13 protein-coding genes are annotated in these 11,602 nt (G+C 37.5%); 4 read left to right on the top strand and 9 right to left on the bottom strand.

All coding sequences use genetic code 11. The annotated features are described in order from the left end of the window. Positions 1-73 precede the first annotated feature (73 nt). The 3 genes from A33Q_RS14855 (at position 74) to A33Q_RS14840 (ending at position 2,409) form a co-directional block, all read left to right on the top strand. Positions 74-370, top strand: a complete 297-nt coding sequence (locus A33Q_RS14855) for a helix-turn-helix domain-containing protein (protein WP_009035305.1) — start codon at positions 74-76, stop codon at positions 368-370. Between the two features lie 498 nt (positions 371-868). After that, positions 869-1,135 carry a helix-turn-helix domain-containing protein gene (locus A33Q_RS14845; protein WP_009035307.1) on the top strand — a complete coding sequence of 89 codons (267 nt, stop codon included), beginning with the start codon at positions 869-871 and terminating at the stop codon, positions 1,133-1,135. A gap of 5 nt (positions 1,136-1,140) precedes the next feature. Then, positions 1,141-2,409, top strand: coding sequence for a type II toxin-antitoxin system HipA family toxin (locus A33Q_RS14840; protein ID WP_235062807.1), 1,269 nt, complete (start codon positions 1,141-1,143; stop codon positions 2,407-2,409). Between the two features lie 109 nt (positions 2,410-2,518). Here A33Q_RS14840 and A33Q_RS14835 read toward each other — a convergent pair whose 3' ends face one another. Continuing rightward, positions 2,519-2,743, bottom strand: coding sequence for a hypothetical protein (locus A33Q_RS14835; protein ID WP_009035309.1), 225 nt, complete (start codon positions 2,741-2,743; stop codon positions 2,519-2,521). A gap of 23 nt (positions 2,744-2,766) precedes the next feature. On the opposite strand from A33Q_RS14835, the gene A33Q_RS14830 reads away from it, so the two are divergent. Then, positions 2,767-2,961, top strand: coding sequence for a hypothetical protein (locus A33Q_RS14830; RefSeq protein WP_009035310.1), 195 nt, complete (start codon positions 2,767-2,769; stop codon positions 2,959-2,961). 61 nt (positions 2,962-3,022) lie between these two features. Here A33Q_RS14830 and A33Q_RS14825 read toward each other — a convergent pair whose 3' ends face one another. From A33Q_RS14825 to A33Q_RS14790, 8 genes are all read right to left on the bottom strand, one after another. After that, the gene (locus tag A33Q_RS14825; protein ID WP_040490524.1) at positions 3,023-3,382 is read right to left on the bottom strand and encodes a hypothetical protein; all 360 of its coding nucleotides are present in this window, start codon (positions 3,380-3,382) and stop codon (positions 3,023-3,025) included. A gap of 152 nt (positions 3,383-3,534) precedes the next feature. After that, on the bottom strand, positions 3,535-4,461 hold the full coding sequence (locus A33Q_RS14820) for a glycerophosphodiester phosphodiesterase family protein (protein WP_009035312.1): 927 nt from the start codon (positions 4,459-4,461) through the stop codon (positions 3,535-3,537). 110 nt (positions 4,462-4,571) lie between these two features. Beyond that, positions 4,572-5,180, bottom strand: coding sequence for a histidine phosphatase family protein (locus A33Q_RS14815; RefSeq protein WP_009035313.1), 609 nt, complete (start codon positions 5,178-5,180; stop codon positions 4,572-4,574). Position 5,181: 1 nt separating this feature from the next. After that, on the bottom strand, positions 5,182-6,624 hold the full coding sequence (locus A33Q_RS14810; protein WP_009035314.1) for an FGGY-family carbohydrate kinase: 1,443 nt from the start codon (positions 6,622-6,624) through the stop codon (positions 5,182-5,184). Next, complete coding sequence (locus tag A33Q_RS14805) at positions 6,617-8,089, bottom strand: FGGY family carbohydrate kinase (protein WP_009035315.1); 1,473 nt, start codon at positions 8,087-8,089, stop codon at positions 6,617-6,619. Before A33Q_RS14805 ends, A33Q_RS14810 begins: the two co-directional genes overlap by 8 nt. Before the next feature lie 4 nt (positions 8,090-8,093). Beyond that, complete coding sequence (locus tag A33Q_RS14800) at positions 8,094-9,062, bottom strand: NAD(P)-dependent oxidoreductase (RefSeq protein ID WP_009035316.1); 969 nt, start codon at positions 9,060-9,062, stop codon at positions 8,094-8,096. Positions 9,063-9,121: 59 nt separating this feature from the next. Next, entirely contained in the window at positions 9,122-10,411 is a 1,290-nt protein-coding gene (locus A33Q_RS14795; RefSeq protein WP_040490523.1) for an MFS transporter, read from the bottom strand. 238 nt (positions 10,412-10,649) lie between these two features. After that, positions 10,650-11,471 carry an endonuclease/exonuclease/phosphatase family protein gene (locus A33Q_RS14790; protein ID WP_200862468.1) on the bottom strand — a complete coding sequence of 274 codons (822 nt, stop codon included), beginning with the start codon at positions 11,469-11,471 and terminating at the stop codon, positions 10,650-10,652. Positions 11,472-11,602: the final 131 nt, after the last annotated feature.

Genomic DNA, 11,602 nt, shown 5'->3' with positions numbered 1-11,602 from the left:
ACATCTCAGGTAAAAAGTGTGATTTAGTGAAAGTTTGGCCACATATATTGAACCTCATTTAAAACTCAATTATATGGCTGCTGAAATAATTACTCCCGAAGACCTCACCAGGTTCAAAAATGATTTATTGGAAGACCTGAAGGATTTGATAAAAGCTATTAGTGGAAACAAACAATTGACAAAAAAATGGCTGAAATCAAATGAAGTCAGGAAGCTGTTGGGCATTTCACCGGGGACCTTACAGAACTTGAGAATAAACGGTACCATACCCTATACGAAAATTGGTGGTGTCCTTTATTACGATCAAAGAGAAATAGAGGATATACTAAAAGGAAATTCAGTAAACAGCTTAAACAAAAATTTCAAATAGATCAAACGTATTGCTTACCTATGGGATATAAACACCAAATATCGAAAGGTTATGGAGTGGGTGTCCCTCCTGATCTCCACTTTGTGAAAATATACTTTTGCCAAAAAGGATTAACTGCGTCTAGAGCTTTGAAATTCTACTCCCACTTTGAAAAAATCGGTTGGAAAACCAAAACAGGCAAGCCAGTTAAAAACTGGAAAGCCCTTGCCAATGATTGGATTTGGGAGTTTTTAAATTGAAGGAGTATAGTGATCATTATTCTTCTAAGGGCTCTATAATTTTCATATCTTCAAAATATCCTGAGGTAGCTAGAAGTTAATCTGGAATGTTATTTTAAGAGCCTGTTATATTTGGACAAGAGAAGGACGATACAATAATTATCCCTAAATATTTATTCATAACTGGCAATTAAATTCTCAAATAATAGTATATTTGTCACTTTAATTGCAAGTTATGGGAAATAGCAAACCATTATTATTACCAAAATTAACTTTACTCATGGATCAAGTAGGTGAGCAAATCAGGCTTGCCCGTCTTCGTAGGAAGTTAAGTGCCGATCAGCTCGCAGAAAGGACTGGCATAAGCAGGAGGACAATTTATAGCATAGAAAAAGGTTCACCAAGTGTTAGTATTGGCTATTATTTAAATGTGCTCAAGGTCTTGGGACTTGAAAAGGATATCCTGAAATTGGCTAAAGATGACGAGCTGGGAAGAAAGCTACAAGACGCAGGATTGATTACAAAAGAAAGGGCACCTAAAAAATAGTAGCTGTGGCAACAAGAGAAATACATGTATATGCAGGTTGGCAACAAGTCGGTAACCCAATGTTAATGGGGACTCTTATATCAGAGCAATTAAGAGGTAAAGAGGTGTTTTCTTTTAAATATGATAAAACATGGTTGGAATCTGGTTTTGCATTAATTCTTGACCCTGACCTACAATATTATGATGGTCCCCAATATTTGGCCAGTGATGACAAACCCAATTTTGGGATGTTTCTGGACTCATCCCCCGATAGATGGGGAAGAATTTTGATGCGAAGAAGGGAGGCTGCGGAAGCCAGGCTAAATGCGAGAAAAGAGAACAAGCTGTTTGAAACAGACTTTCTGCTAGGAGTTTATGATGGCCATAGAATGGGAGGACTCAGATTTAAAACAGATCGGAAGGGGCCTTTCCTAAGCAATAATGAGAGATTGGCAAGTCCTCCATGGACTTCTATAAGAGAACTTGAACAGATCAGTTTGAGATTAGAGGAAGATAATGTTGTAGATGATCCTGAATATTTGAATTGGTTAAACATGTTAGTTGCTCCAGGCTCTTCTCTAGGAGGAGCGCGACCAAAAGCCGGTGTAACCGATCACAAAGGAAATTTGTGGATTGCAAAATTTCCCAGCAAAAATGACAATGATGATACAGGAGCCTGGGAAATGGTAACCTACGAAATGGCAGTAGCTGCCGGAATAAATATGGCGGAATCACAAGCCCAAAAATTTTCCAGTGATCGGCACACGTTTTTAACAAAAAGATTTGATCGAACCAATAATGGGGAACGCATTCATTTTTCATCGGCAATGACACAACTTGGGTATAATGACGGACAGGATGCTGGAGAAGGCGTAAGTTATCTGGAGCTTGTTGAATTTATAATTAGACATGGTGCCCGTGTTAATGATGATCTCAGGGAACTTTGGAGAAGAATCGTTTTCAGCATATGTGTATCGAATACGGATGACCACTTAAGAAACCATGGTTTCTTACTGACCCCTGAAGGGTGGATTCTTTCCCCCGCATATGATATTAATCCTGTAGAAACCGGAAGAGGGCTGAAGCTCAATATTTCAGAAAATGATAACTCCTTGGATCTTGGACTGGCCATGGAGGTTCACGAGTTCTTTAGATTGAATACTAGGGAGGCTGAGCAAATAATAAATACAGTCAAAACCTCCATAAAGAAATGGCGTGACCTTGCCAATCGTTATGGAATCTCCAGAGCTCAACAAGAGCTGAAAGCCTTGGCTTTTAGTCAATCTGAGGACTGATTTTTATGAAAACAACCAACCTTCATTGAGACAAAATCCCTGAACAATATTGAAAAATAGCAATACCGCTTAAATAGCGGTATTGCTAAATTAATTTTGAAATCGAGGTTTACTCCTTTAATTTCTTATTGATATAAACCGTATGACTCCTTCCATATTTGTCGGTTTCTTTAAGTGACGCTACTTCTATTACGAGATACTTATTGCCTTTATAGTCTGATAGTTCATTTTCCAAAGCTTCTTTAAGTGCTTCTTCAGAAATAGTAAGGCGGATGATTTCAAGGCTTTTGACTTTGGTACCTTTTCCGATGAATTTCTTTTCAAATTTTTTCATTGCTGCTGAATTTAGGTTAAACATTGAATGGTGCAGAATGGAAAAAATGTAAAGCTGTGGACAAGGGCTGTCAGGAAAAACCGGGAAGGTTTCCTCTGGAATGCCCTGTTTTTCCTGACAGGTTTACGCACCCTTGGCAAAGCAGCATTTTTTCAACATTGCATCCTTTCAATGGGGCTAAATTCAGCAATAGAAAGAAAGACAGTTGGAAATGGTAGAGTCAGGTCTTTCTGCCATATAATTTTATTATCACTTACCTTTTGAAGTTTGATGACATATTCATTCATGGCTACCTCCTTTCCTTTTTGAGCTAAACTCAATAGTTTCCAAAAGACCTAGAAGTACTTCCCTTTCTAAAATGAGATTACCTTCTTTTTCTTCATCTTCAAAGGCTTCAAGATCATCTGTAAACTGGAGTGTAACAGTAAAAAATGCATTACAGATATGTAGGCTGATCAGGACATATTCTTTTTCTGAACCATGACATTGTTGTATCTGCTCCCCATCCAGCAGACGGAGAACAAATCCAAGATTTTCGGAAGTAACCATAATGATGTTGCAGACTTTCCACTCCTTGCGCTGGAGCTTTTGATGGCTAATGATGAACCATCTGTCTGCATGTCCATGCTCTGAGTGCAAGGGGGAACGGAATAAATCCTACTCAGAAAACCCTTCCTGTTTAAGCCCCTTGAAAAATCCAAGTCATCACATCAAAAACGTGAGCAGGGACAGGTATAACTTGGGAGGCATTAGTAGGAAAAAACAAATCATTATATTCAGATAGTAAAAGCTTATTGTTTAATCTCAGAAAAAAATTTTGCGTTTTTTGCACCTTTGTTTTCCACAATATTGATTGCTTTAGCTACATCAATGGGTAAATCTGATTCAAGGATATCAGCTCCGTCTTGGAAAACCTTGCAATAATTATTAAAGCGGTCAATTTTGTTTTCCCCTTTATCATAAGATGAAGCTGCTGAAACCATCACCATAACATTCTTTTGATGTAGTTTCGAGTATAACTCTTTGTTTTCTGGTTTTGAAAGGGGGCCAACATAAGCAATCATTTGATCCCATGGAATTTCTGCTTGGTCATATTTATTAAATTCCTTCAAATTCCTTATGAAAGCTGAAAACATAAACCGCTTATCCCTGCTAAGATAATATTTCGCCTCATCCGGATGGTGTACTGTCAACATCACATGGCTGGTAGCATCCAGTTCAATAACTAAATCCGCAATCATTTTAAAAGGTACATTTTTCTTATCCAGATTAATGATGGTTTTACCTTTAGACCATTCAATAACTTCTTTAAGTGTTGGGATTTTAAATAAAGTCTGCTCACCATATTTATCTGCCAAATAGCAATTATTCAGTTGAGAGAAATTAAAATCAATTAATTTTCCGGAGAAATTCGTAGTTCTATCAAGGGTTTCATCATGCATCAAAACAATGACACTGTCTTTTGTAATCCTTGGGTCAAGTTCAAACATTGCATGAGTCCTTTTAATGGTATTTTCCATTGCTTCAATGCTGTTTTCAGGAAAACCAGCAACTATTCCTCCTCTATGTCCACTAATAACAGGAATATTGGTCGGGTCTGGGTTGAAAAATTCGTGCAATTCCTCTGGTGATTCTATTTCAAGAACATATATACTTTGTGATAAGACTTCTTGGATTGAAATCACTAAAAAAACCGAGATGTAGTATATTATTTTCATAAGTATATTTTTTGTGATGTTCAGGAGTTAAAACTCTGGATCGGGAATGCGTCATCTCATTTAGTCCCTTTACGTTGTGCTTTTAAATTTCAATTGAATACTTAAGCCTGTTAAAAAGACCTACAGTTTAATTTTTTAAGAATAAAACCTTCTTTTTGGTCTATTTCAAATTTGGTGATGGCACAATTTTCCTGAAAGATTTTACGATAGTTTCTAAAAGGCATCCCAAGTTGGCTACAAAGAAAAAACCTGTTGATTGTATTGTGGGCAACCATTAAAATATTCTTTTGTTGGTACTGCCCCTCAATCTCATTGAAGAAATCATTGATTCTCATTACTGCTTCGTTGGCAGTTTCCCCGGTCCCTCCTGCCCTATTATTGGAGGGATCAGAGTTCCACTTATCCCATAATTCCGGAGACTCTATTACAAATTCCTCTCTGGTTTTTCCCTCCCATTTGCCAAAATCCAACTCCACTAGTCTGTTATCTACGAATATTTCTTGATTTGGCAGTAAAATTTTTGCTGTAGAATTAGCCCTTTTCAAAGGTGAACTAAAAGCAACATCAATATGGGTATCCTTAAAATACGAGCATAAATTCTCGGCCTGCTTTTTCCCTACTTCATTCAAGGCTACATCTGTTCTACCGCAATACTTATTTCCTTCGGCGTTAAAGGAAGTTTCTCCATGCCTTACTAAATAAACTGTTAGTTTGTTCATCTTAAGTTTTTATATATCCTTTATTAACCAAAAGTGCTACATATTCTTTATAATGATCCGCATATGCACTCACTCTTTGAGTATTTGGGTAGTAAGTCCTGGAAGGTTGAATCAGCATTGAACCTGCCTCGATTAGATTTTTATAATAGGTTTGGGAAGAAGCCAATACTGCTGCTCCAAACGCTCCACTTGTATATTTCATTTGAATAACAGGCAAGTTCAAAACATCACTTCTAATTTGTACCCACACTTTGTTTTTGGATCCTCCTCCTGCGGTAAAAACAGCCTTAATTTCTTCTCCTGACAACTTGTTCATAAGTGCGAAGGAATACTTTTCCAGATAGGCCACTCCCTCCATATTTGCACTAAAAAGTGAATTTTTATTGATGTTCATCGGTTTAAAACCAACCGCTTCCTTGTTTAGGAACGGGAAGCGTTCACCTTTGCCCATAAGAGGGTAACTCAACAAACCCGTAGGAATAAGCTTTTCGGACTCCTTTTCGTATTTTTCAAGCCCTTCATTGAAATCAACTTTTACCCAATCAGATCCAATATTGCTTGCTCCTCCTGGCATCCAGAAGCCCTGAGGATGCCTATGGCTGTAAACCCGACCTTCAGAATCAGTTACTCTTTTTTCTGTCACTCCTTTTATTACCATTGTGGTACCGATGGTAGTATTCCAATCACCTGGTTTTAGGGCACCTGAAGCAATTTGAGAAGCACATCCATCAGTCATACCAACAACCACTTTTGTTTGGCTTGAAAGACCGGTATCCGATGAGACATCTGACTTTACATAACCGATAACACTTCCGGAGGGAATAACTTCTGGTAAAATCTCCTTAGAAATACCTAATCCAGCTTCAATAAAATCCGGCCAATAGCCACGTTGAACATCATATCCTGACTTTAAAGCATTCGTAAAGTCGGTAAGTCCCCAAACTCCACTTAGTTTACCTGAAATATAATCAGCGGCATGAACCCACTTCCTCACTTTCTTAGCTTTTTCAGGAAAAGCCTGTCCAAACCAGACAATTTTAGCCAAACCACTGGATTCATTGAATCCGATGAACTCTGACTCAAGAGCATTGGAAGCAATGGAAATCACCTTTGCACTTATTACAGAGGCCCTTTTGTCGCTGTACATCAAGGCATTGTGAATTGGGCGATTTTCACTGTCCAACGGAATTACAGTCCCTGAAGTAGAAGTTACGGCTATTCCAAGAATTGATTCGGGTTTAATGGCATTGTTACTTCTCAAAACATTCGAAATGACTTCGACACATTTATCCCACCACATCAAGGGTGATTGCTCCTGACGCATTTCAACATTTAAAGGGAATTCCTTCTGGGACTGGGCTACTACCTCCCCAAAGCTGTCAACTAAAATTCCTCGCACACCTTGTGTTCCAACGTCCAACCCAAAAAAATATGTCCTATTCATAAGAAGAATTAATTTCCGTTTCAAAATTATGCAGCGCTTTCCTCAAGCTTTTCCATTGCGTATATCGCCTGTTTATCACCTCAGAATTACCATCAAATTTAATAGTATAGAAATCAGGTACTTTTGAATCGAATCCAAGGGTTTCATTGCATACCACCGTAGCACCTGATACAGAAGCTTGGTTAAAACCCTTTCTAATCCTTATTTCCTTTTTAAGTAAACCACTAAGGTAATTTATAAGTCTTGGGCTTTGGAAACCTCCGCCACAACCCCAAACATAATCCATATTGTCTGGCTCCAACTCATTTAAAATACAGTAATTTTCATAAATGCTACAGGCAATATCCCATAATGCTGCATCAAAAATTTCAGCTCTCCCTAAGTTATTACCAATAGGAACATCAAAGAAAAATCCTCCTAGATTCAAAGGTGATTTCCCGGATATTGTAGAGCCTAGACTGGCAAGTGTCTCATTAGAATCTATATTGGGAAGTTCTCGTTCTATTTGTTCATAGCCTTCTGAAGGGTAAAGTAATGCTTTTAACTTTTGGATATTAAGGCCAGTTACACCAGCATTCGTTTCAAGAACAAATTGTTTTCCAACTGTATGTCTCCCAGTCCAGGTTCTTTGACTTTTATCCAATAAGTATTCACTGACAAGCTTAACACAGGGAGTGGTAGTGCCGGAAACAATTATAATGTCTTTGATAGCCGGCTTTGTACTCATAATTGCCAACTGGGTATCCGAACCTCCCACAATAATTACGACTTCAGGGCTTATCATCAAGTTTTTGGCAATTTCTGGCTTAACAACGCCCAAAATATCCCCTGAGCTATGTAGGTCTGGCATGAACTCAAGAGGAATTTCAAATATCTTTTCCAATTCTTTGGACCAGGACATTTTAGCAACATCGTATAGCAGGGTTTCCGAAGCCTGAGAGTGTTCATATCCCATCTTTCCTGACAACTCGTATTGTACCCAGTCACTGATACTTAAAGCCTTATGGATTTTCTGGAATACATTAGGTTGCTTTTTTTTGGTACCTATCAATTTAAAAACAGAGAATAAGGAAGTAGGATTTCTTCCAGTCAATTTATAAATACGGTCTTTGTTTCCAATGGATTGTTCCCAGGCACGTCCTCTGTGATCATGGTTTGGGTAACCCACAAAAGCAATTCCATCCATATCCAACAATACAATCCCCTCCCTCTGACTGGAAACTGTTATTGCTTGCAATTCGAATTCATCGGAATTTACATGCAGCAATACCTCTTTTACGGCAAGGAAGATTTTATTCAATATGACCTGAGGATCGAAGAAAAGGGCATTACTGAAATCATAATCTCTATTATAGTCCATATTTTGTCTCGATAAAGACAAAATATGGCCATCTGTTTCAGTGATGGCTACCCTAACATTACCGGTGCCTACATCAATAATTAGGTAAACAGGTTTCTTTGCCATAAAATCAGGATTTTATCAATTCGTTGTTTTGCTCAATAAAATAATCAGATAACGCCATATTCATAATGGTAACATGATGATCTTCCACCTCGTGAGTTGCCCCTGCTATATGGGGAGTTGCCAGTACATTGTCAAGGTTAATAAGGTTATAATCTGCTTCATCAGGTGGCTCATGATCAAAAACGTCAATAACTGCTCCCCGTATCCTATTTGAACTAAGAGCATTGAATAAATCTTTTCGGTTTACAACCATTGCCCTTGACATATTAACAAGAACTGCGTCCGGACTCATTTTGTCAATGAGTTTTTTATCAATAAAATTTTTTGTGGTCTTTGTTGCAGGAAGGTTAACAGATACGATTTGACAATCTTTAAAAATTGTGGTCAACTCTGATTTAGTATAAGGGAATTCTCCCTCCAAATAGGGATCGTAATATAATATTTCGCAAGGAAAGTTTTTTAGAATTTTAGCTATATGCTGACCGACAGCACCAAAACCTACCATACCCACTTTTTTACCAGCAAGTTCATTCCCCTTAAACTGCAGATAAGAAGTATGTGAACCGGAATCCCATTTTCTAGCTTCCAACCACTTGATTGATTCCATGGTATTCCTGAGAAGCATGATGACATTTGAAACAAAAAGTTCAGCAACAGCCTGAGCGTTTCTTGCAGGTGTATTTAAAACAGGTATTCCATATCTTTTGGCAGTTTCGACCGCAACGTTAGAAGGTGTACCTCTGCACACACCTATGAATTTCAATTCATTGAAAGTTTCTATAACTTTTGAGGTGACTTCATCATGTTCGGTAATAAGGCCTTCTGCCTTTTCTTCTTCCAGTATCCTCAACAGATCTCCTTCGGAGTATGCTTTGCCATGCTTTTTCCATGGTTTATAGACTACTTCTCCAAACTTTTGAGACAATTCATCCAATCCCTGCTTATTGTATGGGGCTGTAACCAGTATTTTCATATCATATTATTTTGTTATTATTACTTTTTTTATTAATAATTTGATTTTTTTTAATCACTTTATTTGGTAAGAAGTACTTCTCTTCTGCCTTTCTTTTTCGACTGCGTTTCCTCCATCCTTAAATATTTGGCCATGAATGCACTCAGAAGATATAAGAAAGCCAATATTAAAACCATTCCCTCAGGTCCTACCATACTATAAAAACACCGAACCAAAACAGGCCCCATAAATACCGAAAGTCCAGCACCCAAATTCAAAACTGAAACAGCTAACCCTTTTTGTTCATTTACCAATGATGGTAGCAATGCTGAAAGGGGCACATACCCCGCAAGGCAGGCACCCCAAAGGGATCCAAAAGCGAGTATAATCCAAAAATCAGCTCCAAACAGAAATGGAGAAAAACAAAAAAGCAAAGTACTTAGGAAGCATCCGACACCACCGAACCAAATAACGGTATTTTTCCAACCAAATCTGTCCCCGACAAAACCGAAAATCAGGTTGAAAAGAATATTGACCAGAAAAATGGTTCCCCATATTTGGAGCCAGTCATTCAATGACAAACCAAATTCAACAAAATAAATGGGTAAAAACACTGGAAAAGCGAATTGAGCAGTTGTATTGATCATCCGTACAATTCCTCCAATGAATATTTTCTTGTTCCCTAGAAATACCTTAAAGCTGTTTAACAATGCTAACATGTCAGGTCTTACTTGATTTGGATCACCTGTATTCCTATTGTCATCCCCTTTTATAAAAAATAGAATCAGAGTACCAGACACAACCCAAAACAGAGAACTCCATAGAGTTCCAAAGTATCCAAGTATGGGAATAGACCAAGTACTGTAGTACGCTCCTAAAACATTCAGTCCTCCTGTAAATACAAACCAAAACCAACCCATGGCCCTGCCAAGTTGTTGTTTGGGGCACACATATGAAATCCAGATCAAAAAAGAATAGGCAAACAGGGGATAACCAAATCCTCTGATTGCATATCCTGTAAGCATCAATATGTAATTTTCATGGGGAAGTCCAAACCCTACAAAAATCGCTGTCCCTATAATAAACAGTATTGTTCCAAGGACCATTGTCAGTTTAGTACCAAGGCTTTCCGAAAACAAACCTGATAACCAGGAAGACAAGGCTATGGAGATTCCGTAAACTGTAAATAATGTTGCAGAAAAATCCATTTCCATTCCGGAATCTTTTAAAAATGGGCTCAACCAACCTTGCTCCACCCCATCACCCATCATGAATATAAGTATAGCAAAATACCCTAATGCCATCCCTTTAGGCAACCCTATTGAGTTACTATTTTTTTTTTCGGTTGAAAAGGGATTTAAACTGAACATTAACGTAAAGTATTATTGTACAACAAGCCTATAAACAAACATATAGAAATATTTTGAAACTTAAAAAAACTAAACGAAATATTATTGAAACATTTAGAAACATTTTTTTCTTTATTTTCTAAAAGTTCCAATTTTATTAAACCTGCAGGTATACCAAGCTAAAAAGGCATATTTAGCTAAAAACCGTCTACCATTTTAAGGAAGTTTTATCTGCTTATTTAAAGAAAAATATAATAGTTCAAGGGTATGAAAGTACCGCTTCAACAAAATAATGATCACTCGGGTAAACTCCATTTTTGTGATCTTTAATAATTTTTGAATCTATTGATTTCCACTTGCCCCAGGAAAAAATAAAATCTATTTTCTTTCTATTTGCTTTGCCTTCGAAATTATCACCGAGGAAAGAATGTACGGTCATTCCGGCTTCCTTTTCTCCATGAACTGAAGCATAAGAATCAACCCAGCCACTGTTCTTTACAATTTTGATCACTTGATTTTCCATGCTGGCATTAAAGTCACCTATTAAAATTTGTGGAAAAGATTTAGGGTATTGCTTCGATTCTTCCATTACAAGACTGATTTGTTTTTCTTTTGCAGTTTGCGCAACATGGTCCAAATGTAAATTGACAACTCTAAATTCCAGGCCATTATGTCTGTCCTTGAGTCTGACCCAATTTGCATTCCTTGCCCTGGCGCTATCCCATGAAATACTTCCACCTATCAATGGCGTCTCAGATAACCAGTATTTTCCAGCAGCAATCAGCTCATACCTGTCTCTTAAAAAAAATATTGGATTTTTTGCAATCCCATGATAACCTGAACTATGGAAATCCATTTCAGGACCCTCATAACCAAAGGATTTATATTCAGAAAGTGCATTTTTTAGGTCCTCATTTTGATTACCCAAAACTTCCTGAAACCCTATAATATCCGGTTTCCTTCTTCTGATTATTTCAGTGCAGAGTTGTTTTCTGTCCTTCCATCCGAACCCTTTAGCTTCATCTTCTTCCAAATCAACCCGGATATTGCAGCTCATGAATTTATGTTCATTATTTTCCACAGATTTGGATTCGAAAGCAAAAAGCTTGTTACCAAACGCAAAAGGTATCGACGAAAAAATGCCCAAACTCTTTAAAAATATTCTTCTTGGATTTTTTGTATACATAGCTTATCTATTTAGTTTTCTAATAA

The sequence above is a fragment of the Indibacter alkaliphilus LW1 genome (assembly GCF_000295935.2).
Classification (GTDB): Bacteria; Bacteroidota; Bacteroidia; order Cytophagales; family Cyclobacteriaceae; genus Indibacter; species Indibacter alkaliphilus.
The sequence above is the reverse complement of the archived record's forward strand: the minus strand, read 5'-3'. Positions and strand labels throughout refer to the sequence as shown.

What these genes read in the sequence shown, in the direction of transcription:
- A33Q_RS14845 (WP_009035307.1), top strand. Translation starts at nt 869, where the DNA reads ATGGATCAAGTAGGTGAGCAAATCAGGCTTGCCCGTCTTCGTAGGAAG.
- A33Q_RS14820 (WP_009035312.1), bottom strand. Translation starts at nt 4,461, where the DNA reads ATGAAAATAATATACTACATCTCGGTTTTTTTAGTGATTTCAATCCAA.
- A33Q_RS14855 (WP_009035305.1), top strand. Translation starts at nt 74, where the DNA reads ATGGCTGCTGAAATAATTACTCCCGAAGACCTCACCAGGTTCAAAAAT.
- A33Q_RS14835 (WP_009035309.1), bottom strand. Translation starts at nt 2,743, where the DNA reads ATGAAAAAATTTGAAAAGAAATTCATCGGAAAAGGTACCAAAGTCAAA.
- A33Q_RS14800 (WP_009035316.1), bottom strand. Translation starts at nt 9,062, where the DNA reads ATGAAAATACTGGTTACAGCCCCATACAATAAGCAGGGATTGGATGAA.
- A33Q_RS14810 (WP_009035314.1), bottom strand. Translation starts at nt 6,624, where the DNA reads ATGAATAGGACATATTTTTTTGGGTTGGACGTTGGAACACAAGGTGTG.
- A33Q_RS14805 (WP_009035315.1), bottom strand. Translation starts at nt 8,089, where the DNA reads ATGGCAAAGAAACCTGTTTACCTAATTATTGATGTAGGCACCGGTAAT.
- A33Q_RS14795 (WP_040490523.1), bottom strand. Translation starts at nt 10,411, where the DNA reads ATGTTCAGTTTAAATCCCTTTTCAACCGAAAAAAAAAATAGTAACTCA.
- A33Q_RS14815 (WP_009035313.1), bottom strand. Translation starts at nt 5,180, where the DNA reads ATGAACAAACTAACAGTTTATTTAGTAAGGCATGGAGAAACTTCCTTT.